This window comes from Bradyrhizobium sp. ISRA464, from assembly GCF_029910095.1.
Lineage (GTDB): Bacteria > Pseudomonadota > Alphaproteobacteria > Rhizobiales > Xanthobacteraceae > Bradyrhizobium.
Map to the genome: position 1 here is coordinate 7,287,031 of NZ_CP094526.1, position 26,760 is coordinate 7,313,790.

Sequence of the window (26,760 nt, forward strand, 5' to 3'; positions counted from 1 at the left end):
TGGCAGAAGGCCGGTCTTCGATGGTTCCGGCCGATAATCTTGGTTGGCCTTGCGGTGGCCTTGGCGATCTTGCCCGCCTCAGCGCAGCAAGAAGCAACAAAGCTAAAGGTCGTGGCGACATTTTCGATCCTCGGTGATTTCGCCAGGAACATTGGCGGCGATCGGGTTGACGTCACGACGCTGGTCGGTCCCAACGGTGACGTCCACGTCTACACGCCCACGACCGCCGATGCGGAAGCGATCAGGAATGCGAGACTTGTGATCGTCAATGGCCTCGGCCTGGAGGGCTGGCTGCCGCGGCTCATCAAATCATCCGGCAGCAACGCGACCACCGTCGTTGCAACCCGCGGCATCGTGCCACGCAAGATCGCTGCTGGCGAAATACTGAGCCGTGATCATGGCGTGGGGTCAGTGGACCCGCATGCCTGGCAATCCGTTACGAACGTCGAGATCTATGTCGCCAATATCCGCGACGCCGTGGTAGCCGCCGATCCGGCCAACGCTGCGACATATAAAGCCAGTGCATCGGCCTATTTGGCCAAGCTGGAGGCACTCGACCACAAGGTTCGCAAGGCGCTGGCGCCGATCCCCCTGAAGCGGCGCAAGGTGATTTCAACCCACGATGCCTTTGGTTATTTCGCTCTCGCCTACCACGTCACGTTCGTGGCGCCGGAGGGCGTTTCGACCGAAACCGAGCCAAGCGCGCGGGATATCGCAGCCATTATCGCGCAGATCAACAAAGAGAAGATCCCGGCGGTCTTTCTGGAAAACGTAAGCGACCCAAGACTGATGCGCCAAATTGCCTCCGAGACCGGCGCAGCGATCGGCGGAACGCTCTATTCGGATAGCCTGACCAGCGAGAATGGCGAGGCTCCGAGCTACATCGAGATGATCAGGCACAATGTCAGGACGATTGCGAGTGCTCTCACGAACTGACACGCTTGTCCGGCCGCGTCATTCAGCCCTAACGCTTGAACACGCCGCGACGCTTGAACTAGCATGCAAAACGCATCGACAGGAGAATTGATCTCGTGCGGTCAAGATCCGTCCGTCTGATCATGAATATCTTCAGCCTCTTCGTCATCGTCTTGCTGGCGTCGCCATGGTCTTTTGCCGCGCAGCAATCATCCGGCATTCCGGTCTGGATGAGGGCCCATGTCGGCGAAGGCGAAGATCAAATCGCGCCAGTCGTGTTGCAGAGGGCCCGGGCGCTTTACCTACGAAAGGTGAACGAAGGCACGGTCAAAAATCCCTGCTACTTCGCGATGGACGCGACGCGTCCCAACGATTTTAGCGACGGCAAATTGGGGCGCCGGTTCTACGTTATCTGCGAATCCGACCGATCGTTTCGTGCGATTTCGGCCGGTCACGGCGGCGGTCGCGATTTAAAGGGCATCGCGGATTTCGTCAACGGAAGACGGTGCGCGAAGAACTTCGGCAATGCGTTGGATTCAGAACTGACGGCCGGCGGGGCCTATGTGACCGGCGAGACGAAGACGTCCTTCAAAGGCTACTACCGTATCTCGGCGAAACAAGACGCGGTTCTGATGCGCTCATTCGTTCAGTTTGACGGCGAAGGCGAGACCGCAAATGCCCGACAGCGCGAGATCGGCGGGCATCCGGCCGAGTTGTTGAGGAACGTCTGTCTTCGAAAAGATCCACGCAGTCCGTACGCAAACCACGACGGTTACGTTCCGTTCGGAACGCTGGTTGATTACGCGGGCGGCCGCAGCAACGGCTGCACCAGTTGGTCGCCATCGGACGCAGCGCAAATCATCGCGATGGTGAAGGACAATCCGACGACGCTGTACGTCTATCCCGACGCCGCCGACGTCGACGCCGTCGCGCAAGTGGTTGCGGCCGGCCGGTCGCCGTCGGGCGTCGGATTATATTGGAACGCTGCCTGTTTGAAGGAAATCCGCGTTCCGAAATTTTGGCCAAAGCAGACCCTCGAGCCGATCCTCGCTCAATACAAGAAGGATCATCCGGCACCGCCGCAACGGCCGACGCCGACTTGCAAAGGGCGGTAAACTCTGTCGCGCTACTCGGGCTCAAAATCCGCGACTGCCTCAAGATGTAGCGCTGCCGCCACCCCTCGGCCAGCGGACCCTGCGGACTCCGGTGTGGCGCGAGATGACGGCGCGGCTGGCACAACCATTAGCAGCTCCGTTAGCAACAATTTCGCAGAAAAACCCATCGGCTTCCCGCGAGACCAGTGCATTAGGACAGCTGCCTGATCTCAACCTGGCCAGCTTCTCCTTTCCCGATCACTCGACATCGCCCGCTTCCGTGCGCGCGGATCGGAAGCCTCGGGCCTGAGGCGCGCCGGTCTGAGGCGAAGATATGACAGCACCGTCACTGCCGCGCGGCTCGCGCCCTCTCCCCCTCCTCTTGTTTCTTATAATAGATCGGTTCGTGCGCATGGACTGCACTAGTGTCGTGCGCGCCGCTGCACCCGCCGCGCACGCACTTGGCGATCGTGCTGAAGCTGGGATTGCAGACCCTGGGTGTCTTGATTGCACAACTTCGCAAAAAGCACGGCGGCGACGCACATCGAGAGCCGCACGATGGCGTGTCATTTCTGCCGGAACGATTGGTTGAACGACATCACGAGCGGCCCAACGATGTATTCAAATGCGGTGCGCTGCACGGTCGGGATCATCACTGTTGCAGGCATGCCGGGATACAGCCGAATATTCGGCATGGCCGCCAGCTCGTCCCGGTCGATCCGCACGAAGGCGGTATAATAGGGCGCGTTGGTTTTCGGGTCAGTCAAACGGTCGGCCGAGACTTGAATCACGTCGCCATGAATGATCGGAACGATGCGCTGCTTATAAGCGGTGAGGTGAACCTCTGCGCGCATATCCGGATGCACATCGCTGATGTCCTCGACACCGACCTGCGCTTCAATCGTCAACGAATCCTCATCCGGAACGATGTCTAGGATCTTGTCTCCGCGCTGGATGACTCCGCCAACCGAGAATACGCTCAAACCGACGACCCGTCCCGTATAAGGCGCCCGGATCTCCATGCGGCCTAAAACCGCCTTGGCGCTCAGCGCCTTGGGAATTACCTCCAAAAGCTTGGCTTGCGTGTCGCGCAGATCCTTGGTGACGTCGGTCATCCGATCGTTGTCGAGCTGCGCGATCTGCTGCTCCTGTTCGGCGATCGCTTGCCGCGCCTTGGCGATGTTCGCCTTTGCATCCGCGATCTGGCCTTCAAGGCCGTAGGCCGTTCTCTCCAATTGCAGAATTCGCGGTCGCGCGATCAAACCCCGTTCGACCAGGGGCGCAATATCATTGGCTTCCTTGTGAATGGAGTTGATCTGGTCGGTAAACGATTTGACCTGCGCCTCCGCCCCTACGATCTGTGAGACGAGTTGGTTGATCTTCTCACGGACCACGCTTCTCTGCCCTTCCAGCGAAATCCGACGGCTCTGGAACTGATTGAGCTGTCCGGTCCAGACGCTCTTGAAGTAAGGATCGTCAGCGCGTGCTTTAAGATCCGGCGGCATCACGAGCTCGGAGCCATGTTCGAGTTCGGTCAGGAGCCGGATTTCAGTTGCCCGCAGAACGGCGTATTCTTGCGTCAGCACTTCATATTCGGCGCGGGCCTGGGTCTCGTCGAGCACGATCAGGAGGTCACCGGCGCGCACGCGCTCGCCTTCCCTGACATGCAATTCCTTGACAATGCCGCCGTCGAGATGTTGGACGCTCTTGCGGTTGCCGTCGACCTTGATCACGGCATTCGCGACCACGGCGCCGTTGAGCGGAGCCGTCACTGCCCAAGTCCCAATCCCGCCGAAGAACAGGGCGATGATCAGCCATCCTACCAGGGCAATCCGTCGCATCGAGTCGTTCGGGCCGCTGTTTTGGCGGGGCGCACCCGACGCCGGCGTCCTTATGCTGCTTAGGGCATTCAACAGGGCCATGCGACGCCCCCTAACTCGCCGCTGCCTGCACGGGCGAGACCGGCACTGGTCGCGTCAAGCGCGACAGGATTTCATTCCGCGGGCCGAACATCTCGGCGGCACCTTCACGCAGCACCAGGATCCGGTCGCAAACGCCAATTGTGGCGGGCCGGTGCGAGATCAGCACGACCGTGGTTCCACGTTGCTTCAGCTGGAGGATGCAATAGGCGAGCGCTGCGTCACCATCTGAATCGAGGTTCGAGCTCGGCTCATCAAGCACAACCAGGCTCGGATTGCCGTAGACTGCCCTGGCCAGACCAATGCGCTGGCGATAGCCGCCGGAGAGGATTACACCGCCCTCCCCGACCTGAGTGTCGTAGCCCTCAGGCAGCCGCACGATCATTTCATGCAGGCCGGCCATTTTTGCTGCAGCGATAATCGCACCGTCGTCGCCATCGTTGAACCGGCATATGTTCGCGGCGACGCTATCGGCGAACAGCTCGATGTCCTGCGGAAGGTAGCCTAGGTGCTGGCCCAATGACGACCTGATCCAGGTCGAAATATCGGCACCGTCCAAGCGGGCCGCGCCTGCCGAAGGCGCCTGCACACCTACGAGATGGCGAGCCAGCGTGGATTTTCCGGCGCCGGACGGTCCGATGATGCCCAGAACTTCTCCCGGTTCAATCCGGAAGTTGATCCCGCGCAGAATGGCTTTTGAAGTTCCCGGCGCCGCGAACGACAGGCCTTCAATGGAAAGCTGTCCCTCCGGGCGCGGCAGAGTCAGCCCAGCTTCACGCGGTGGATTAGTGGCCAACAACTCGCGCAGACGCAAGAAGGCACCGCGAGCTGAGACGAGGCCGCGCCAAGACCCGACGATCTGCTCGATGGGCTGGAGCGCACGCCCGAGCAGGATGCTCGCCGCAAACATCGCACCGGCGGTAGTGAGACGTTCGATCACGAGATAGGCGCCAAGTCCCAGGATCAAGGATTGCATGGAGAGCCGCAAGAAGCGGATCATGCTCTGCATGGTGGCCGCACGCTCGCTGGCGGTGACCTGCCGCTCGATCATCCGAATGCGATCGCGGCTCCAGCGTCGCAACAGACCGGCCGTCATCCCCATGGCGCGTACCACTTCGGTATTGCGCAGGCTCATCTCGGTGAAACTGTAGCTCCGGCTGGCCGCCTCGTTGGCCTCGGAGAGCGGCGCCTTGACCGCCCATTCATTGAGAAGGGCCATCAGGATCAGAATGATGCAACAAGCCAGGGCAAAGGCGCCCAGGAACGGATGCAATGCGAAAATGACCAGGATGTAGATGGGCGCCCAGGGCAGATCGAAAACAGCGTGAATTCCAGCGCCGGTGATGAATTGGCGGAAGGCGTCGAAATCGCGCAGCAGCTGGCTACGCATGCTGCCGCTTCTCAGCGAGCGATCGATAACGGCGGTCATCACGCGCGGTGCGATTTGATGGTCCAGGCGAACACTGGCGCGCGTGAGTACGCGCGCGCGTACCGCGTCGAGACCTGCAAGTGCTCCGTAACCCAGCAACAGGGCCATGGTGAGCATGAGCAGTGTGATCTCGCTTGCACTCGAGATTACGCGATCATAAACCTGCAGCATGTAGAGCGGGCCGGCCAAGTAAAGCAGGTTCATGGCCAGGCTGAACATTGCAGCCGTGGCGAAATAGCCCTTGCAGGCTTGCAGCAATTGCCGGAGTTCGTCCGGGGGTTTACGCGGAACAATCACCTAGTTACCTGGCGGAAAAGCCGCCCCCCTACAATGTCGACCGTCAATGAAATCAGCGATGAAAGCTGCAAATAAATCAATCGGTCCGAATTTATTAGCATAGCCGGTCGCCCGACGGAAAGCTGTCGACGGGACAAAACAGCAGGGACGGTAAACCTGCGGGATTTTCACCTTCCCAGAATACAGGGATGCCGGCTTGCAATAGGTTCGCAGCACCTCCTCTGCCGGCGTCGACGTCACGACCTGATCGCGCGGGAAGCTCCCCGCGGCTTGGTCGAGCCGGCTGTGATTTGCCGCATCGCATATAGCGGCAAATCACAGTTCGGGTGGGGACGCCCCGTATGCTCCAGGCAGACGCCAGCGGTGTCGCTCACGCGATGTGGTGCGGATCATAGCTGACCACCGTGCCGTTCGTTGCGTCCGCCTTTTCGTTGAAGCCCGTCGGATCATACTGGCCAAGCAGGACGATGTTCGCGGTATGAACACCATCCGACACTGTCAGGGTGCCACCGGTCCCCGCTTGGTTTCCCGTGAAGCTCACCGTGGTCCCTGCACCGAAACCGATACCCTTGAGATCGATGTCGTCGTTGGCCGTCAACCCACTGACCGTGCCGGTGAAATGGAAGGCATCGTCCAGGATTAGGTGACCGGTAGCGTTCGCGTCAAACGTGACGTTGGCGGCCGACGCCGCTCCGAACTCCATTGTTCCGGTCCCGCTGATCTCGGCCGTGCCCGAACCGCTGACCTCACCCAGCGCCGTCACCGTGCCGCCGTTCGCCCACAGCTGGCCCGAATTCGCGATCGCGCTGTCGATCAGAAGACCGCCGCTGCCGGTCGCCTCGAGCGTACCTGCGTTCGTGATTACGTTGGTACCGGTGTCGATCACCAGGGCATGGGTGCCGGTAGCATCGATGGTGCCCTCGTTGCTCAGCGTCAGGCTGCCCTCCCCCAGCTGGCCAGCGCCGGAGATCACGTTGTCGACGTTGTCGAGCGTGACGTTCGGCGCCGTGCCGGCGATGATGTTGTGATCATCGTCCGAGAGGACCACCTGGCCGCCGCCATTGAGCGTGATGCCGGTCTGGATCAGCTGCAGCAGCGTGTCGTCGCCGGACGCCTGCAACTCGATCGTGCCGGTGTTGTGGATGATGCCGGAGAGCGGCAGCATCGCGCCGTCGCCGATCGTCATCGGACCCGGGTTCTCTGTCGTTGGCGTGACATCGAACTCGAAGTTCGCCGAGCTGAGATCCGCCGCATGCACGCCATCAAGCGTGATCGTCTGACCATCGGCTAGCGTAATCACCGCGTTGCCGCTCGCGTCGTCCGCGGTGTGCGCCTGAACGTCGCTGAAACTCTGCCAGCCGTAGCTGATGAGGTCGATCACGTCAGATGAGACATCGAAGCTGTGCACGACGTCGTTGCCGATCGGCTGGGAGAAGACGAAGGTGTCGTGCGCACTGGAGCCGGTCAGGTTGTCGTCGCCGGACCAGGCGAAGATAGGAGAACCGGGGGCGTAGGCTTCAAGGTTGTCGACGACTATTGCCTTTCCGATGGTGCCATCGGTGTTGGTCCAGCTTTCTACAATGTGCAGTGCAAGCGCACCTGTATAATTGGCAGAAGTCGCAACGCTCAACAAACCAACCTCGCTGGTCGTTAAGGACCATGAGCCGTCGCCATTTTGAGTTGCCCCACCAAAGACCCAACCGTCGGGTAGATTTTGGATTGAAACGCTTACGATCGATCCACCCGTGGAGGAAAGACCCAAGTCAATAGGCGCCCCCGATTGGCCAGCAGGCGCGGTATGAGTGCTGGTCGTGGTGTTTCCAGCTATATCATATTCAGTCACAGTCAGGCTGTCGCCGTTCAGGCCTGACTGTGTGAGTGTCCACGTACCTGCTGATTGCAGAGTTGCATTGTAATCGGCAGAGGACGTGTTGTCATGGACTGTGACCTTCCAAACTCCGGAAGTATCAGTCGTTGCTGTCAGCTTACTTTGACCATTGTTATAGCTCCAGCTGAGTGTTGAGGGTGGCGTAGTATCTAAAGTGATCACGTCGGCTGAAGTGGTGGAGAAATTGCCGGCGGTATCGGTGAACTTGGCCGTGATCGATTTCGAGCCGTCGCTGCCCAGGTCACCCGCGGTCACCGTCAGGCTCACAGAGCCGGCGCTGATGTCTGCCGAGGTGATCGTATGCGTGACGTTATGCGCCAGCGCCGAGCCGCCGAGCAGCAGCTGCACTGTGTCGCCGACCGCAACCGTCGGGTTCAGTGCCACCGTGAACGTCGGATTCGTGACTTTGGTGATGTTGTCCGTACTCGACGAGCCGGAGTCGGACGCCGCCGTTAGCGCCGGCGTGCCACCGGTCGGAGTAATCTGGTCCAACGTATAGCTGTGACTCGTGCCGGCCGTCGTATTGCCCGCCGTGTCGATCGTCCGGACCGACAAGGTTCCCGTGCCGGACGACAGCGTCACACCCGACGCTGTGAACGTGCTGGATCCGGCCGTCGCGTCGACCCAGGTCGAGCCATCTGCGCTGACCTGGATCTTCTCACCTGGGCCCAGTGTCCCGGTGAACGTACCGCTCACCGTCTGCGATGCCACATTGGTGATAAAATCGCTCGATGAGCTGCCGCTATCAGAGCTCAGCGCTGTCACTGTCGCAGTCGCCGTCGGCGCAATCGTGTCAACCGAGAAGCTGAACGCGCTGGAAGCGCTCGACGTGTTGCCCGCCGCATCTGTCGCCGTTGCCGTCACGCTCTTGCCCGAGCCCTGCCCGATTGTTGTAATGTTCCCGGACGTGAGCGTGTAGCTCCAGTTGCCGCTGCCATCCGCCGTCGTGGTGCCCAGCTGCGTGGCGCCGCTGAAGATCGCAATCGTGCTGTTGGCTTCCGCCGTGCCGCTGACCACCGCGTCCCCGGACTGGCCACTGACAATGTGATCCGACCCGCCGATCGCGCCGCCGTCGCCGACATGGGCAATCGTCGGAGCCGTCGGCGCAACCGTGTCAACGGAGAAGCTGAACGCGCTGGAAGCGCTCGAGCTGTTGCCCGCCGCATCTGTCGCCGCCGCCGTCACGCTCTTGGCCGAGCCCTGGCCGATCGTAGTGATGTTGCCGGACGTGAGCGTGTAGCTCCAGTTGCCGCTGCCATCCGCCGTCGTGGTGCCCAGCTGCGCGGCGCCGCTGAAGATCGCAATCGTGCTGTTGGCTTCCGCCGTGCCGCTGACCACCGCGTCCCCGGACTGGCCACTGACAATGTGATCCGACCCGCCGATCGCGCCGCCGTCGCCGACATGGGCAATCGTCGGAGCCGTCGGCGCAACCGTGTCAACGGAGAAGCTGAACGCGCTGGAAGCGCTCGAGCTGTTGCCCGCCGCATCTGTCGCCGTTGCCGTCACGCTCTTGCCCGAGCCCTGCCCGATTGTTGTAATGTTCCCGGACGTGAGCGTGTAGCTCCAGTTGCCGCTGCCATCCGCCGTCGTGGTGCCCAGCTGCGTGGCGCCGCTGAAGATCGCAATCGTGCTGTTGGCTTCCGCCGTGCCGCTGACCACCGCGTCCCCGGACTGGCCACTGACAATGTGATCCGACCCGCCGATCGCGCCGCCGTCGCCGACATGGGCAATCGTCGGAGCCGTCGGCGCAACCGTGTCAACGGAGAAGCTGAACGCGCTGGAAGCGCTCGAGCTGTTGCCCGCCGCATCTGTCGCCGCCGCCGTCACGCTCTTGGCCGAGCCCTGGCCGATCGTAGTGATGTTGCCGGACGTGAGCGTGTAGCTCCAGTTGCCGCTGCCATCCGCCGTCGTGGTGCCCAGCTGCGCGGCGCCGCTGAAGATCGCAATCGTGCTGTTGGCTTCCGCCGTGCCGCTGACCACCGCGTCCCCGGACTGGCCACTGACAATGTGATCCGACCCGCCGATCGCGCCGCCGTCGCCGACATGGGCAATCGTCGGAGCCGTCGGCGCAATCGTGTCAACCGAGAAGCTGAACGCGCTGGAAGCGCTCGACGTGTTGCCCGCCGCATCTGTCGCCGTTGCCGTCACGCTCTTGCCCGAGCCCTGCCCGATTGTTGTAATGTTCCCGGACGTGAGCGTGTAGCTCCAGTTGCCGCTGCCATCCGCCGTCGTGGTGCCCAGCTGCGCGGCGCCGCTGAAGATCGCAATCGTGCTGTTGGCTTCCGCCGTGCCGCTGACCACCGCGTCCCCGGACTGGCCACTGACAATGTGATCCGACCCGCCGATCGCGCCGCCGTCGCCGACATGGACAATCGTCGGAGCCGTCGGCGGCGTGGTGTCCTCGGTCACCGTGAAGCTGTTGGTAGACACGGCACTCTGGTTGCCGGCCTGGTCGGTCACCCGCGCGGTGAGAGTGTAGGTGGTGCCGTTGGTCAGCGTCCCGGTCTGCACATTCGCAAAGCCGTTGCTGATATCGGATGAGGTCAGCGTATAGGACGTGCCGAGCTGGCTCGTTGTGCCGCTTCCGTTGTAGAGCTGCACCGTATCGCCTGCCACCGCGCCGGTGCCGATCAGGCTAACCTTCACCGTGAGGTCGGTGTCGTTGGTGCTGGCTCCACTCGTCAGCGTGCCGGTGAGCGGCGAGACGTCGTCGGTTATCGAGGTGATCGACGGGGCGGTGGGCGCCGTGGTGTCGATGGTGACCGACTGCGCCGCCGAGGTGCCGGTGTTGCCGGCGAGGTCGGTTGCCGAGGCTGTCAGGCTGTGGGTGCCCTGCGCCAGCGTCACGTTCGCCAACGTCCAGTTGCCGCTCGCATCGGCCGTCGCCGTGCCCAGCGTGGTCGAGCCGTCCTTCACCGTGATGGTGCGGTTGGCATCGGCCACGTCGATCGTGCCGCTGATCGACACCGTCGTCGTGTTGGTGATGAAGTCGCTGCCGCTCGTGCCGTTGTCCGGCGCAATTGCCGTCACCGCCAGGATGGTCGCGCTCTCGTCGACCGCGATGGTGTGGTCGGCCGCGGCCGGGTTGCCGGCGACGTCCGAAACGCTGGCATGCACGGTGTAGGAGCCGCCATCGCTGAGCGCGGCGACGTCGGCCTGGGCGACGCTGGCCGACCAGCTGCCGTTGGCGGCAACCGTGGCGCTGTAGTCGTGGCCGTTGAGGCTGACCGTGACGGTCTGGCCGGCTTCCACGCCCGTGGTGGTGCCGGTGATGGTCAGCGCAGACTGCGACTCCGCCGCGTTGATGACGTCGTCCGTCGCGATCGTGTTGATCGCGATGGTCGCGCTCTCGTCGACCGCGATGGTGTGGTCGGCCGCGGCCGGGTTGCCGGCGACGTCCGAAACGCTGGCATGCACGGTGTAGGAGCCGCCATCGCTGAGCGCGGCGACGTCGGCCTGGGCGACGCTGGCCGACCAGCTGCCGTTGGCGGCAACCGTGGCGCTGTAGTCGTGGCCGTTGAGGCTGACCGTGACGGTCTGGCCGGCTTCCACGCCCGTGGTGGTGCCGGTGATGGTCAGCGCAGACTGCGACTCCGCCGCGTTGATGACGTCGTCCGTCGCGATCGTGTTGATCGCGATGGTCGCGCTCTCGTCGACCGCGATGGTGTGGTCGGCCGCGGCCGGGTTGCCGGCGACGTCCGAAACGCTGGCATGCACGGTGTAGGAGCCGCCATCGCTGAGCGCGGCGACGTCGGCCTGGGCGACGCTGGCCGACCAGCTGCCGTTGGCGGCAACCGTGGCGCTGTAGTCGTGGCCGTTGAGGCTGACCGTGACGGTCTGGCCGGCTTCCACGCCCGTGGTGGTGCCGGTGATGGTCAGCGCAGACTGCGACTCCGCCGCGTTGATGACGTCGTCCGTCGCGATCGTGTTGATCGCGATGGTCGCGCTCTCGTCGACCGCGATGGTGTGGTCGGCCGCGGCCGGGTTGCCGGCGACGTCCGAAACGCTGGCATGCACGGTGTAGGAGCCGCCATCGCTGAGCGCGGCGACGTCGGCCTGGGCGACGCTGGCCGACCAGCTGCCGTTGGCGGCAACCGTGGCGCTGTAGTCGTGGCCGTTGAGGCTGACCGTGACGGTCTGGCCGGCTTCCACGCCCGTGGTGGTGCCGGTGATGGTCAGCGCAGACTGCGACTCCGCCGCGTTGATGACGTCGTCCGTCGCGATCGTGTTGATCGCGATGGTCGCGCTCTCGTCGACCGCGATGGTGTGGTCGGCCGCGGCCGGGTTGCCGGCGACGTCCGAAACGCTGGCATGCACGGTGTAGGAGCCGCCATCGCTGAGCGCGGCGACGTCGGCCTGGGCGACGCTGGCCGACCAGCTGCCGTTGGCGGCAACCGTGGCGCTGTAGTCGTGGCCGTTGAGGCTGACCGTGACGGTCTGGCCGGCTTCCACGCCCGTGGTGGTGCCGGTGATGGTCAGCGCAGACTGCGACTCCGCCGCGTTGATGACGTCGTCCGTCGCGATCGTGTTGATCGCGATGGTCGCGCTCTCGTCGACCGCGATGGTGTGGTCGGCCGCGGCCGGGTTGCCGGCGACGTCCGAAACGCTGGCATGCACGGTGTAGGAGCCGCCATCGCTGAGCGCGGCGACGTCGGCCTGGGCGACGCTGGCCGACCAGCTGCCGTTGGCGGCAACCGTGGCGCTGTAGTCGTGGCCGTTGAGGCTGACCGTGACGGTCTGGCCGGCTTCCACGCCCGTGGTGGTGCCGGTGATGGTCAGCGCAGACTGCGACTCCGCCGCGTTGATGACGTCGTCCGTCGCGATCGTGTTGATCGCGATGGTCGCGCTCTCGTCGACCGCGATGGTGTGGTCGGCCGCGGCCGGGTTGCCGGCGACGTCCGAAACGCTGGCATGCACGGTGTAGGAGCCGCCATCGCTGAGCGCGGCGACGTCGGCCTGGGCGACGCTGGCCGACCAGCTGCCGTTGGCGGCAACCGTGGCGCTGTAGTCGTGGCCGTTGAGGCTGACCGTGACGGTCTGGCCGGCTTCCACGCCCGTGGTGGTGCCGGTGATGGTCAGCGCAGACTGCGACTCCGCCGCGTTGATGACGTCGTCCGTCGCGATCGTGTTGATCGCGATGGTCGCGCTCTCGTCGACCGCGATGGTGTGGTCGGCCGCGGCCGGGTTGCCGGCGACGTCCGAAACGCTGGCATGCACGGTGTAGGAGCCGCCATCGCTGAGCGCGGCGACGTCGGCCTGGGCGACGCTGGCCGACCAGCTGCCGTTGGCGGCAACCGTGGCGCTGTAGTCGTGGCCGTTGAGGCTGACCGTGACGGTCTGGCCGGCTTCCACGCCCGTGGTGGTGCCGGTGATGGTCAGCGCAGACTGCGACTCCGCCGCGTTGATGACGTCGTCCGTCGCGATCGTGTTGATCGCGATGGTCGCGCTCTCGTCGACCGCGATGGTGTGGTCGGCCGCGGCCGGGTTGCCGGCGACGTCCGAAACGCTGGCATGCACGGTGTAGGAGCCGCCATCGCTGAGCGCGGCGACGTCGGCCTGGGCGACGCTGGCCGACCAGCTGCCGTTGGCGGCAACCGTGGCGCTGTAGTCGTGGCCGTTGAGGCTGACCGTGACGGTCTGGCCGGCTTCCACGCCCGTGGTGGTGCCGGTGATGGTCAGCGCAGACTGCGACTCCGCCGCGTTGATGACGTCGTCCGTCGCGATCGTGTTGATCGCGATGGTCGCGCTCTCGTCGACCGCGATGGTGTGGTCGGCCGCGGCCGGGTTGCCGGCGACGTCCGAAACGCTGGCATGCACGGTGTAGGAGCCGCCATCGCTGAGCGCGGCGACGTCGGCCTGGGCGACGCTGGCCGACCAGCTGCCGTTGGCGGCAACCGTGGCGCTGTAGTCGTGGCCGTTGAGGCTGACCGTGACGGTCTGGCCGGCTTCCACGCCCGTGGTGGTGCCGGTGATGGTCAGCGCAGACTGCGACTCCGCCGCGTTGATGACGTCGTCCGTCGCGATCGTGTTGATCGCGATGGTCGGCGGTGTCTCGTCCACGGTCAGCGCATGCGTCGCCTGCGTCGCCGGGTTGCCGGCCAAATCCGACACATTCGCCGTTACGGTGTAGCTGCCGTCCGGCAGCTGCGCATGTGCCAGGTCTGAAGCCGGCGCCGTCACTGACCAGGCGTTGTTGGTCACCGTGCCGGTGTAGGTATGCCCGTTCAGCACTACGCTGACCGTCTGCCCGTTCTCGACCCCACTCGTGGTACCGCTGATCGTCAGGTTCGAGGCGGACTCCGCCAGGTTGAGACGATTATCACCCGCGATCGTGTTGATCGCGATGGTCGGCGGTGTCTCGTCCACGGTCAGCGCATGCGTCGCCTGCGTCGCCGGGTTGCCGGCCAAATCCGACACATTCGCCGTTACGGTGTAGCTGCCGTCCGGCAGCTGCGCATGTGCCAGGTCTGAAGCCGGCGCCGTCACTGACCAGGCGTTGTTGGTCACCGTGCCGGTGTAGGTATGCCCGTTCAGCACTACGCTGACCGTCTGCCCGTTCTCGACCCCACTCGTGGTACCGCTGATCGTCAGGTTCGAGGCGGACTCCGCCAGGTTGAGACGATTATCACCCGCGATCGTGTTGATCGCGATGGTCGGCGGCGTCTCGTCAACGCTAACCGAATGTGAATCGGATGCAGCGGTGCTCGATCCAACTTTCACGGCCGCAGTGAGCGTGTAGCTACCGTCGGGGAGCAGGTTATGCGCCAGATCTCCCGCTGGAATCACCGCGGACCAGGTGCCGTTGGCCGCGACAGTGGCGGTGTAGTTGTGGCCGTTCAGCGTAACGATGAGCTGAGCGCTGGGCGTGAAGTGAGCCACCGTCCCCGTAACGGTGACCCCAGCATTTGCATCGGCGAGATTGATGAGCCAGGGATTCGATTGCGTAGGTTCGATTGGATTAATGTGGACCGTGAACGCGCTGGGCGGGTCGACTGCAATGAAGTCGCTTGGATTGAGCGCCGTGACCCCTGAGACTTGGAATTTCAGATCGGCGGCGCCGTCCCCGTTGGTATCAGCATAGACATAGACCCCACCAGATCCGTCGGGGGTGTACCAAACGCCGTAGCCATTGCCCGATCCCATCGAGGATGTGTTCGCCGGCTGCGCGCCGAACCAGCGGAATTCCGCAAGCCCAGCCGCGAACGCGGTCACGCCTCCCGCGCTCGAGACCGACTGGTCGTTGATCAGTTGGCTGAAATCGATTTTGTCGGTGCCAACCTGGAAATTAGTGATCTGGTCCCAGGTTTGAGCGAGCTGTCCGCTTGAATTCAGCTGCCCCGCGACGGGCGAGTCAGTCGCCTTTGCAAATACGAAATAGTCAGAACCGATTCCGCCGGTGAGAACGTCTGCACCGCTCCCACCCTGGATGATATTGTGAATGGCGGCGTTGCTTGCGATGCCCTGAATATTATCTTTACCGGCGCTGCCGTCAATCGTGTCGGTGATCAACTGCGTGGTGCCGGTGAACAGCGAGACGTTGTTCACCTTCAGATTGTTGACCTGCGTCACGAAGTCAGCAAGTGAGCCGGTGAAGCCCTCAAGCAACGGCTGCGCGGATCCCGTGACCGTCTGACCGGTAATTGGGTCGAATTGACTAACGGGCGTTCCGTACTGGTCGGTCTGCTCAAGAAAGAAACCCGCCGGAAGCCCGCTCTGATAGTAGACGGAGGCAGTGCTGTTATAGCCGATGGTGTAAAACGACGAACCGACCTGGAACGTGAGCAGGAGCTGGCCCGCCTCGAACGCCTGTTGAATCGTAACAGTTTGGGTCGCATTGGTACTCGTCGTGAGGAATGTGCTGATATCGGCCCAGTAGATGTACTCGATGCCGCTGGTGTCATTGGTCTTGATCGCGTCAAGCACATTGAGGTTGTCGACCGTCGTGCCGGTGCTGGTATCCATGATGCCCTGGTAGCTGACCATGCCTTCGCTTGTGATGGGAGCGACTGCAGTTGTGTCGAGAGTCCAGCTTCCGCCTCTTTCAGAGGATCCGACGAGATTGCTCGAGCCTCGTACGCCAGCTTGCGTGCATTGCGCGATGGCCGCCACGAGCGCCCTGCCGCGGGTGCCTCGGGCCGTTTGGCAAGACCACAGCCGAATCTCACCATCGGCAACAGCTGCCCCGATCAGGGCAAGCTCATCGATGTGGTCCGGAAGCGTTTCAGGCGACAGCGATCCGGAGCTGAAGGCGATTTCGCCGGGCTTTCCGTGCGCGATGACGTGAATGGCTTCCAGAGTCCCCCTGCCCTTTAGCGCGCCAGCGATCTGTCGCATCGCAGGCTCGTCCTTCGAGAGCACGATCGGCTCGACGTCGGCCCGCATGCCTTTCAGTAAGGTTTGGAGGTGATCGATGCCTGGATCGATAAAAGCGATTTCGCGCTTGGGTGTAGCGCTGGTCATGCCTGAATGAGCGGGCTCCATGGCGCGATCGGTTGCGTTGGGGATCGGCCTCGCATTCGTGTTCAAACGGCTGGTCATGAAAAGCTGCTCTCTCAAATCGAGTGGATGAATGCTTTGGTGTAAGAATCGGTGGAAATCGCGGGATAAGCGGCCGCTGCGTCGGGCAGGCTGCATGTCGTGGAGGTGCGCGATTGAGGGCGCAGCGCCCGATGGCGCAGACGCGAAGCATCGGCAGGCGAGCCAGAATGTCGGCAGCCGAAGATCATTCGATGCGCAGCGGCCTGCCCGGGGTAGTGACGGCGGGCTCGATACTTCGCAGGACCTGGCGTGTACACCCGCGAGACGGGTCCGGAAGTGGACCGATGGAACGGCGGCTCGGCGGCCTTTGCGACAAAAACGACGCAACACAACGCGCAACTCCCTCACTCCGCAATCGCAGAGCAGGCGCGAAACGCATTCGCCTCCAGCCTTCACCGAAAGTGCCGCGCCCCCAAAGCTAAACTGGAGCGCATGGACCGAGTAGTTGCCGCTACTCAAATCCGCTCAGTGGCTCGATCTACGTGAAAATGCTTCCGAACGCTCTCTTCGACCCCTGCTCGGCTGGGGTGAGCGGTACCGCAGCCGCCCACCCTGCGTAAAAACCCTGTTCGAAAATTCTTGCTTTGTATCGTCTTTGGATTTGCCGCCGGACCCCGATGATGCCGTTGGCCGGTGACAAAGCCTTACGTCTAATTCTGGACACTTTGACGCAAAATTGCGTGACCGTCTATATGTCATGCGCATTGAATGCATTTTCATCATTAACTGCGTTCGTCTGATACTCCCGTAGGATTACGGACGCTTCTGGTGGAAACCGGCATGGGAAATCCTGCCTGCTTTGAGCGCCTATGTCATCGTCTCGCATGACCGGATCTGGCGCCCCGCGAACTCATCATCATTGCGATATTGATGCGTATGGGTTCTGCGGGATATCCGGAAAGATTTTTCGGGAGATCCCGAACGGGCTCCCATGCGCTGGGACGGAAATCCAAGAGGCGCCTTCACGACGGGTGAACCGTGGCTGCCGCTCGAGACGCATGGCTCGCGCAACGTTGGCGAGCAGCAGTCGACGAATGCTCGACGTTGCATCTCTTTCGTCGGCTTGTCGGCGTTCGATGCTCGTCCGTGCCTTCGTCAGGGCGGCTACCAACGGGTTCGGTCGCGCAGCGACGTTACTCGCGTTCAAGCCGATAATGGACGGAGGTGAGCTGCTCATCCTGCTCAACGTCGCCGCTGAGCCGAGGCGCTGGGCTTGGGGGCGACCAGAGCCAACTGTTGTCGTTAACTGAGCCAACCGCATCGCCGCTGCTCTCGAACAGCCATCTATCTTGCTTCACGGCAATGAAGGAATGATCATTCACTTGCACCACTCGATTCCTGTGATTGGTTAAGCGGGCAATTTCCAAAGTTCATTGAACATGCGCCCCTGCATACCGAAGCCAGTCGGTGACCTTTTCTTGCTGTAGCACCCGCGTCCGTCACGTTTGGGGCGTTTCGTCGATTTCGTTGCGGTGTTCTCGCGGAGAACGGCGCTGACACCGACCAAAGCTCGATCCATTCTTCTATGCGACCTTTCGACGATTGAGAGCGAAGCCTATAGCCAGAGCCGCGATCATGAGTACTTGGGCCGCGACCGTTTGGGTGGTCGGGAACAGGCCGACCAGCGCGATACGCGGCACCAGGCGTAAAGGTGCGATGCTGACGATGCCGGCCTCTTGCAGGGCGGCAATGCCCTTGCCGGCCAGCACGACCGTCAGGACCGCCATGAGCCACGAGCTGTAGGTGAAAAACTTGCCGATCGGCAGCCGGCGGCTATAGCGCAGCATCGCCCACGCGATGAGCGCCAGCGCCCCACACGCGCTCAGCGCGCCCGCGAGGATCATGCCGCCGTTTCCCTGGGTCCACAGCGCTGCGTAGAAGAGGATCGTCTCGAACACCTCTCGGTAGACGACGATGAAAGCGAGCAGAAACAGAAACCAGGCCGAACCACCGGATAGCGCCTTCGCCACCTTCTCGCGAATGTAGCGTTGCCATTGATCGGCTTGCGCCTTGCCGTGCATCCAGATGCCGACCGAGAGCAGGACGACGGCGGCGAAGACCGAACCGAATCCCTCCGTCAGCTCCCGGCTCGCGCCGCTGATCCCGATCACCCAGGTCGCGACGACCCAGGTCAGGAAGCCCGCGACGAGGGCGCCTACCCAACCCGCATGGACGTAGGGCATGACCTCCATCCGCTCGGCCTTGCGGAGGAAGGCGATCATCGCAACGACGATCAATAGCGCTTCCAATCCCTCCCGCAGCAGGATTGTCGCCGCTCCGAGAAACGTCGAGAGGCCGCTTGCCGCATCGAGCGAAAGCGACGCCTCGGCGTCATCGAAAAGGTTGTCGAGGACCTGCACGCGCCCAGCCGGCGCATCCGCGCTTTCTCCGCTCTGGATGGCGGCGCGGTAGTCGCCCATCGCCCCCTCGATCCGCTCCATGAGCGGACGATCGCGCGTCCCGAGCGTCGGCTCGACCGGCTCGAAGCCATCGAGATAGGCGGACAAGGCCAGGTCACCGGCGTGCTGGCGATCCCCCGCTCGATAGGCGGCAAGGCTCTCGGCGAGACGCCCGCGCACCAGCGACAAGGATCCGCCCTGCGCCTGCGTGACCACCTCGGGATGACGACGCAAATACGCCATGAGCGCGTCGGCCTTGTCCTGTCCGATCTTGCTCGCAAGCGCTGCGGGCGTCGTGCCGACGAGCGCCTTCAGATCGGGAACCAGCAGGTGAAGCGAGGCGTCTTGCTTCCACAGCCGTTCGCCTACGGCCGCAGCGGCCTCCGAGAAAGCGAAATGAGCGGCGTAGAGAGCCAGAGCCCAACGATCATCGCTCGGAAGGGCGTCAAAGCTCGGCATCGCCGTCCCATCAAGACCCTGCGTGATGACCTGGTAGAGGGCGAACACGCTTCGTTGGCGGGCGCGGTCGGCATCCGTGAAGGCGATCGGCGGCGTATCAAGCGTGACGGCATCTGATCCATGGCCGTCGCCGGCCTCGCCATGGCAGGCGGCGCAGTTCTGACCGTACAACGTCGCGCCACGTGCGAAGTCCGGAACCTTGTTCGGCGCCAACGGCACCGGGTAGGCCGCCAGCAACGCAGCCGCCAGGCCATTCGCTATACCTGCGACTTGCTCAGCATCAGCGTTGTCTGCGATGGCGCGTTGCAGGCGGGCGGCTTCCATGGCAAGCGCTTGCCGTTCCGGCTGACGCGGGAGCGCGGCGAGCTTTGCGGCAACGGTGGCCGCGAACTCCTTCTGCTCGTCGTACTCGGAGGGACTTGACACTACGCCATGCGAGACGGCGCCGGCGTAATCCACCGCGATGTAATCCAATAGTCGCCACGTGGTTTCGACGTCGCTCGTCTCGGCCCTCGCGGCGCTAAAGAAAGACAGAGCCAACAGCATGGCGAGCAGTGCTAGACGCGATGGCAAGGATAGCGGCCTCACGGGATGCCAGGTTGAAGGTTGGGTCCGACAACGGTCGTACCGCCGGTCGCAGGTCAGTGCAATTTGAGGCGTTCTAATCACGCTCCAGGTCAACTTCTTTTGAGGCTTGTCCGCTCGCTTTCTCGCTTTGCAATCGCCCCGCGAATGCCAGTAGCGGATTTTCCGATCGAGATAAAGCTTTACTATCCCTCGAAGATCGGACGGCATGATGGCCATGATTTGAGTGTCGCCCAAGCGGGGCGAAGAGCTTTGCCTGTGAATGGCTTTTGCCGTCTGATTGTCGGCCTTGATGAGGCTGAATCGGCTTACTTCTCTTTCACGGCGATGGAAATCGGCAACGTCGAAGGTGGCAGGCAGATTAGTTTGGTGCAGGCCTGAGCCGTGACGGCGCCTTGAATCGCGTCAATCCCCTGCAGACTGCCCTTGGGAAACGTGGCGACGATCGCGATCGAGCCTTCGTAAACATCGAGGCCTTCGGGCGCGAACCGGGAGGTAAATCGAACCGATTTCGGATACTCAACGTTCGCCGGCTTGACACCTTTGAACTCCAGGGCAGTCGGAATCAGGAAGTCGTAAGAAGCCGGGTTGGCGTTGATGTGGAAGTTGTCATCCACCCTGACCGTGACGACGATCGCATCTCCGTCCGGGACCGATTTCACGGAAGCGGCCACCTGAACGTGATCGGCCGAAGCGAGCTCCCGGAGATCTCCCGGCGGATTTATCCCCGTCGTCGCGTTTGCAACCGCCGCGCTTTCGCGGCTGGATGGGAGCGGAAAACGATTGAGGGTGGTGATGGCAGATGCCCATGCTCCCGGACGATCCTGGAATTCACCGCTCAATTGGCGGACGGCGTTCGTCGCTGCGGTGAGATGGCGCGCTTCACTGGAGGCCTTATACAACCTGAGAAGAAGATCGATGGCCATCGACGTGCCGGACGGCATTTCCAGGTCACCCTCATCTCCGATCGCGATCAGAACGCCATTTTCAGTGTGCGTGGTCAAAAATGATCCATCCGGACGACCAAACCGACCGAGCATCTGGTCGGCGAGCTCAGCCGCGCGCTTCTGCCAGATTTTCTCGCCGGTCACGTCGAGCAGTGCCATGAAAGCCGAGCCGAGCGACGCATAATCCTGCAGAAAGCCATCCGTTTGTGCCTGACCACGGAAGACCTCATGCTGGAGCGTGCCGGTCCTTTGGTTAAAGGCGAGCGACCAGAGCCGGTCGGCGGCTGCCTTTGCCCAACCGACGAATTCGGGCTGGTCCAGGATTCGTCCGCTTTCTGCGAGCGCGGCAATCGTGAGCCCGTTCAGCGCAACCACCATCTTTTCGTCACGCGCCGGTTGCGGCCGTTTCTCCCGGACCGCCATCAGCGCAGCTCGGTCCGATGCGAATGCAGCGAGCATCCCTGCAGTATCATTGAAGCCGACGTCCTTGAGCGTTTGGTCGATCGGTACACGCAGCCTCAAAATGGCCGGCGGCTCGCCATTGACGCTCTGCGGATGGGCGATATCAGGGACATCCGACCTCGGCAGCGGTGTCAATCCATAGACACTGAGAAACCGCTCGGCCTCTTTGGCGCCCAATATCGATACGATCTCGCCGTGCGTCCACAGATAGCCTGCCCCTTCCGCACCATCGAGCTGCGCATCACGCGCGGTGTAGAAGCCGCCTTCCGGCGCCATCATGTCCTTTGCCAGGTACCGGGCGGTCTCGAGAGCGATCTCCCGGTAGAGCGGCTTCTTGGCGAGCTGAAACGCCGTCGAATAGAGTTGCAGCAGCTGCGCATTGTCGTACAGCATTTTCTCGAAATGCGGGACCGACCATGACGGCTCGGTGCTGTAGCGATGGAACCCGCCGGCAAGCTGATCGTGGATGCCGCCGAAAGCGATGGCATCGAGCGTCGTCAACACGCTCGATAGGGCGTTTGGCGTGCGATTGAGCTGGTAGTCGGTCAGCAGAAGGGCAAGGCGCGGCGCATTGGGAAATTTGGTGCCGCTGCGATCCGCAAGCCCGCCCTGGAGCGGATCAAACTGCGACAACAACTTGTCTCGAGCCTTGGCCAGCCATGCGGCCGGATCGACGGGCGCCGTGCCGTGGCCGCTCATGGCCGACTGCAGACGATGCAGCGCAGTCATGACGTTTTCACCAACGCCGAGCAGCTTAGCCCGGTCGGACGACCATGCCTGATTGAGCGCGGCGAGAATGGTTGGAAATCCCGGGCCGGCGCGGGGATCATCCTTCGGCGGGAAATAGCTGCCGGCATAGAAGGGCTTCAGATCCGGCGTTAGAAACAGATTGTTCGGCCAGCCGCCGCCTCCGGTCATGATCTCGCGCGCAAGCATGTAGATGCGATCCACATCGGGCCGTTCTTCGCTGTCGACCTTCACGTTGATGAACCATTGGTTCATCAGTTTCGCGATCTCCGGATTGGAATAGATCGTCCGCTCGGCAACGTGGCACCAGAAGCAGGTGCTGTAGCCGATCGAGAGGAAGATCGGCTTGTTCTCCCTTTTTGCCTTGGCGAATGCCTCAGGACCCCAGGGATACCAGTCGACCGGATTATGAGCGTGCAACAGCAAATAGGGATCGTTGGAGTCGATCAGCTTGTTGGTGTGTTCATGTGGTGCCGCAGAAGGATTTTGTCCGCTCCCCGCCGCATCCTCGGCTAGCGCCGCATTCACGTGAGGCCAAGCCATGCCGGCCACGATAGCAAGGCGGATGCAATTTCGCATTAGGAGACGCTTGACCATCCCGACTACGAACCGGGTCATTGCAATTATCCTTGTTGACGATAGTCGCCACATGAGGCCGTAACGCGCTACGCCAGCACCACAACCTCGGCGCCAATCGAGGTGCGCTGATAGAGATCAATGGCGTCCTGGTTGATCATGCGAATGCAGCCCGAAGAGACGCTCCTGCCGATCGTCCAGGGCTCATTGGTGCCGTGGATTCGATAAAGCGTGTCCTTGTTGCCCTGCCAAAGGTACATGGCGCGGGCGCCCAGCGGATTGCGCGGGCCTCCGGGCATGCCGAGGCCGCCTTGCAGCTCGCTCACCCGTTCCATGAGCTCGGGCTGCCGCCACAGCATCTCCTTGGGCGGATACCAGTCCGGCCATTCCCGCTTGTCGTGGACCGCCGCGACGCCGGACCAGGCGAAGCCCGCGCGTCCGACGCCGACGCCGTAGCGGAGCGCTGTGCCATCCTCCCGCATCAGGTACAGGAAGTGACGGTGCGGATCGACAATGATCGTTCCCGGAATCGCATCGGTCGAGTAGTTGACCAATTGGCGGAGGTAGCGCGGATCAATATCGGATAGCTTGACCGCCGGAACAGGAAAGGGTTCGCTCTCGATCCGGCCATAAATGGCCGCGTATTGAGCGAGGTTGATATCGGGTTGCAACCCGGTTTGGGTTGGCTCATTTGCCCGCTCTCTCGACATAGGCCCGAGCTGCGATCCAACCGATCCCTCGCACCAGAGATCGCGATCACAGTTTTGAGCTGAGGCGCGACTTCCGATCGAGGCGGCGATGAGTGTGATGCAGAACGTACGACGGTTCATTGCACCCCTCCGGTGTGCTCGACTGTGGAGAGCGATGGAACCAATTCACGCACTTGGCGGCGCGCCACCCTGGCCGGATGGCAGCACCACCACGACCCTCCGCCCCACATCTTATTATTCCATTTATAACTGGAATAGTGTAGTCCAAAAAGAGGCGATACAAGGGCAGAGGCGATGGCGGAACGCAGACCCAAGCTTTTGGCTTTCGAGCAGTTTGCGCTGTTGGCGCGCGCGTTGGGCAGCGAGCATCGTCTGGAACTGCTCGACATCCTGATTCAGGGTGAGCGCAGCGTCGAACGTCTTGCCCAGGCCGCTCACCTTACGATCAACAACACCTCCCAGCACCTGCAGCAACTGCGGCGCGCCGGTCTGGTGACCAGCCGTAAGAGCGGAACGCAGGTCATCTATTCCCTGACCGATCCCGAGGTAATCACGCTGATCAGGACACTGCGACAGGTTGCCGAGCGCAACATCGCCGAGATCAGCCAGGTGATTGCGCGGTATTATCGCGACCGCGACAGCCTTGAGCCGGTTTCGCGAGACGAGCTGCGCGCTCGCCTGCGTAAGCGCGCGGTCGTCGTACTCGATGTGCGTCCCGCAGAAGAATATGCCGCGGGGCATCTTCCCGGGGCAGTCAGCATCCCGGTATCCGAGCTCAAGCAAAGGCTGAACGAAGTCCCGAAAGGACAGGACGTTGTGGCCTGCTGCCGTGGTCCATATTGTGTCTATTCGTACGACGCCATCGAGATTCTCCGCCCACTGGGTTTCCGTGTGCGGCGTCTCGATGGCGGGTTCTCCGAGTGGCTGGCCGCTGGCCTTCCTATCGAGAGGCGGGCTGCGTCCAAGCACTGAAGGCGGGAGACGTTTCGTTGCGGAATAGCTCGATCGCATTCCGCGATGATAATGCGTTTTGGAGACGCTGACCCCGAAATCACAATCAGTACAGCCAGTCGCCGCCGATCAAGGAAGCACTAAGCGCCCTACCCTGCTCCCATAATGCTCGGTGAACCACAGCGCGCCGTCTGGCCCGGTCGTGATGCTGTGAGGTCCGCTACCATCCGAGGGGATCGTGAATTCGGTGACTGAGCCGGTGGTCGTGATCCGGCCGATTTTGTTGCCAACGACGCAGCGCGGGCCGGGCTGACGAATGCAGCTGGCTACCGGCGCCCCGAGGCAACTCCGTATCAACCACGGCAGACACAATCTCCTCGAGGTCGTTCTGCGCTAAAACGTGCCCGCCATCGTCAGCCGGAACGTCAGCGGCTCGACCGGATGCAGCACGTAGTCCATCACCCCGTTCTGGCACACCGCGACGGGCGCGCCACTCGCGCTACAGAGATTGAAGAGCCTGTCGGTCTTGAGCAGCGACCCATAGGCGTAGGTGATCTGGTTCGCCTTGGTATCGAAGAGATTGAGCACGTCGAGCTGGATGCGCCAGCCATTGTCGGTCCGGTAGCCGAGCCGCGCATTGACGATGCTGGTGGCTGCGGAGCGGAACGCGTTGTCTTCCGTCAACGGGCTCGCGGCGAGATAGCGCCAGCGCGCGGCGCCGAACCATCCGGTCTTCTCGCCGAGCGTGACGCCGGCGGAAGCCACCATCGCCGGCGCATTCGGGATGTAGTTGCCCGGCGCGTTCCCGATCTGCGCCTCGGGATAGCCTGCGAGCGAGGCGTAGACCGCCGCCTGTTCACTGTCGTCGCCGCGAAAGCGCGCATGCGTCATCGCGAGATCGGCGTCGATGTCGATCCAGGATTTCGGGCGATAATGGTTGGTCCACTCGAAGCCATAGCGGCGGCTGGCGCGGGTTGCCTCGGTGTCGCCGGCATCGCCCGAGAACAGGATCTCGGAGTCCTGGTCGAGCATGAAGACGCTGAGCGAGGTGTCGAGGCCAGGGACGAGCCTGCTGCGGACGCCGACCTCCGCGCCTTTGGTGCGCACCAGCAGCGGCGACGGCGTGAGCTTTGTGGCGGGATCGCTCGGGTCTTCTGTCGCCGTCGCGCCGCGCGCGTCGTTCGAATGCATGCCGTAGCCGGCGCCGAAGAAGAACTCGGTCTGATTGAAGGGACCCAGCACCATCCGGAATTTCGGGCTGCCGATCGCCGCGTTCACACGGCCCGAATTGTTGGGGTCGACGTCGGCAGCATAACAGTCGCCGCGCCAGCCGACGGTGGTCCTCAGCCAATCGGTCCAGCGCACGGTGTTCTCGGCATAGACGCCGACACTGCCCTCGCCGGCCTTGTCGCTGCGGATGTTGGAGAGGAAGCCCCGCTGAAAGGTGTTGGTCAGCGCCAGGTCGATCGCGTCATAGCGCGATTGCAGGCCGATAGTGGTCTGCATCGGCAGTCCTGCGAAGGAGCCGTTCAGCGTGCGCGCGACATTGGCGCCGGCCATCAGCCGATCGTCATGCTGGTGGAACTGGTCGCCGAGCACGGGATCGCTGAGGAGATAGGTGAAGTTGTTGAAGAGATCGAGCTGGCTCTTCACGACATAGGCGTTCGCCTTCCACCCACCGATATCGTCGCTCTGCGCCACGCGCGTCGAGAGCGCAAATCGATTGGCGTTGCCGCTATCGCTGGGATCCTCCGATCCGAATCGGTCCAGAATGCCGCTCGTGATCGCGCGCTGCGGCACCTGATCGGTCGAATTCCACCCGTTGGAGTATGCCATGCCGGTGACGGAGATTCCGTCGGCCGACGTGCCCTCGCTGTAGCGCACGAGACCGTTCAGCTTGCGGACGTTGTCCGGATTGTCCCAGGGACCGTTGTAGGCGCCGATCTCGCCGGCGACGAGCAGGGATCCGTCGCCAACCTTCGCCGAATCCATGCCGAGCAGACGGCGGTAGCCGAAGCTGCCGGCCGTCATTTGCGCAAGGCCCCCGGCGGTGCGGTCGATCAAGCCGATTTGCACGCTGCCCACCGAAGCGAAATCCCCCTCGTTGGCGAAGTACGGACCTTTGCGCACGTCCATCGCGCCGATGGTCTCCGGGATCAGCCAGTTGAGGTCGGCGTAGCCCTGGCCATGCGCATGCGTTCGCATATTGACGGGGACGTCGTCGACATGGATCGCGAGATCCGTTCCGTGGTCCAGATTGTAGCCGCGCAAAAAATACTGGTTGGCTTTGCCCTCACCCGAATGCTGGGTCACGATCAGTCCTGGCACGGCCTCGAGCACCTCGCCCGGTCGTGTCGCCGGACGCGCGTTGAGTTCTTGCCCTGATATGGTGATCTGGCTCGCCATGCTCGGCGGTGAGACAGGTCCGGAGCCGACGTTAGGTGCGCCCGGCACCGCAACAGGCGCCGGCTCGTGATCGGATGCGGTCCTGTGTTGCGTCGGTCGCGCGTTTGTCCCGGCGATGAGTCTGGAAGGCCTGTCAGCTCTCGATGGCTTGCTCGACGCTTCGATCGTGACAGGCGGCAGGACAGTTGGTGGGGTCGCCCCGGTGATATCCGTGTTCGACGTGTCGGGAGCAGGCGGTGACTGCGCCCAAGCCGATGCCTGAAATGCCAGCATCACCATTGCTGCGAGCGACAACTCGCGCCGAACGCCGTGCACGCACCGCCCCCTCACGGCGCTCGCAAGAGCGCCACGTCTACCGGCTTGGGTCCTGCGGACCGTCCGGAGCTCTGTGGTTTTGTGAAGGGCCCTTAACCCGATCAGGCGACAGTATGATGTCAG

General features: G+C 62.7%; 9 protein-coding genes and 1 pseudogene. 3 read left to right on the forward strand and 7 right to left on the reverse strand.

What is annotated here, in order from left to right; translation table 11 throughout:
- Positions 1–39 precede the first annotated feature (39 nt).
- Both MTX19_RS33770 and MTX19_RS33775 read left to right on the forward strand, forming a co-directional pair.
- On the forward strand, positions 40–936 hold the full coding sequence (locus tag MTX19_RS33770; RefSeq protein ID WP_280984967.1) for a metal ABC transporter substrate-binding protein: 897 nt from the start codon (positions 40–42) through the stop codon (positions 934–936).
- A 95-nt stretch (positions 937–1,031) separates the two neighbouring features.
- Positions 1,032–2,030 (forward strand): hypothetical protein, encoded by a 999-nt coding sequence (locus MTX19_RS33775; protein WP_280981079.1) that lies wholly within the window; start codon positions 1,032–1,034, stop codon positions 2,028–2,030.
- A gap of 545 nt (positions 2,031–2,575) precedes the next feature.
- Here MTX19_RS33775 and MTX19_RS33780 read toward each other — a convergent pair.
- The 6 genes and pseudogenes from MTX19_RS33780 to MTX19_RS33805 form a co-directional block, all read right to left on the reverse strand.
- On the reverse strand, positions 2,576–3,931 hold the full coding sequence (locus MTX19_RS33780) for an HlyD family type I secretion periplasmic adaptor subunit (RefSeq protein WP_280981080.1): 1,356 nt from the start codon (positions 3,929–3,931) through the stop codon (positions 2,576–2,578).
- A 10-nt stretch (positions 3,932–3,941) separates the two neighbouring features.
- Entirely contained in the window at positions 3,942–5,576 is a 1,635-nt protein-coding gene (locus MTX19_RS33785; protein WP_280984968.1) for a type I secretion system permease/ATPase, read from the reverse strand.
- 448 nt (positions 5,577–6,024) lie between these two features.
- A complete protein-coding gene (locus tag MTX19_RS33790; protein WP_348638239.1) occupies positions 6,025–15,525 on the reverse strand; it encodes an Ig-like domain-containing protein in 9,501 nt (3,166 codons plus the stop codon).
- 2,078 nt (positions 15,526–17,603) lie between these two features.
- Positions 17,604–19,412: a cytochrome c/FTR1 family iron permease gene (locus MTX19_RS33795; protein ID WP_280981082.1), complete on the reverse strand. Its 1,809-nt coding sequence runs from the start codon at positions 19,410–19,412 to the stop codon at positions 17,604–17,606.
- A gap of 419 nt (positions 19,413–19,831) precedes the next feature.
- A complete protein-coding gene (locus MTX19_RS33800) occupies positions 19,832–22,297 on the reverse strand; it encodes a thioredoxin domain-containing protein (RefSeq protein ID WP_280981083.1) in 2,466 nt (821 codons plus the stop codon).
- A 47-nt stretch (positions 22,298–22,344) separates the two neighbouring features.
- Positions 22,345–22,878 (reverse strand): annotated as a pseudogene (locus MTX19_RS33805) (L,D-transpeptidase); the annotation flags it as partial.
- 381 nt (positions 22,879–23,259) lie between these two features.
- On the opposite strand from MTX19_RS33805, the gene MTX19_RS33810 reads away from it, so the two are divergent.
- Positions 23,260–23,937, forward strand: coding sequence for a metalloregulator ArsR/SmtB family transcription factor (locus MTX19_RS33810; protein ID WP_280981085.1), 678 nt, complete (start codon positions 23,260–23,262; stop codon positions 23,935–23,937).
- Between the two features lie 372 nt (positions 23,938–24,309).
- On the opposite strand, the gene MTX19_RS33815 is transcribed toward MTX19_RS33810, so the two are convergent.
- Positions 24,310–26,322 carry a TonB-dependent receptor gene (locus tag MTX19_RS33815; protein WP_280984969.1) on the reverse strand — a complete coding sequence of 671 codons (2,013 nt, stop codon included), beginning with the start codon at positions 26,320–26,322 and terminating at the stop codon, positions 24,310–24,312.
- Between the last annotated feature and the right edge of the window lie 438 nt (positions 26,323–26,760).

Bases quoted from the DNA above. Each gene is read 5' to 3' on its own strand.
- MTX19_RS33780 (WP_280981080.1), bottom strand. From the start codon at position 3,931: ATGGCCCTGTTGAATGCCCTAAGCAGCATAAGGACGCCGGCGTCGGGT.
- MTX19_RS33785 (WP_280984968.1), bottom strand. From the start codon at position 5,576: ATGTTCAGCCTGGCCATGAACCTGCTTTACTTGGCCGGCCCGCTCTAC.
- MTX19_RS33790 (WP_348638239.1), bottom strand. From the start codon at position 15,525: ATGGTCAGCTACCAGGGCATCATGGATACCAGCACCGGCACGACGGTC.
- MTX19_RS33800 (WP_280981083.1), bottom strand. From the start codon at position 22,297: ATGACCCGGTTCGTAGTCGGGATGGTCAAGCGTCTCCTAATGCGAAAT.
- MTX19_RS33810 (WP_280981085.1), top strand. From the start codon at position 23,260: ATGGCGGAACGCAGACCCAAGCTTTTGGCTTTCGAGCAGTTTGCGCTG.
- MTX19_RS33815 (WP_280984969.1), bottom strand. From the start codon at position 26,322: ATGGCGAGCCAGATCACCATATCAGGGCAAGAACTCAACGCGCGTCCG.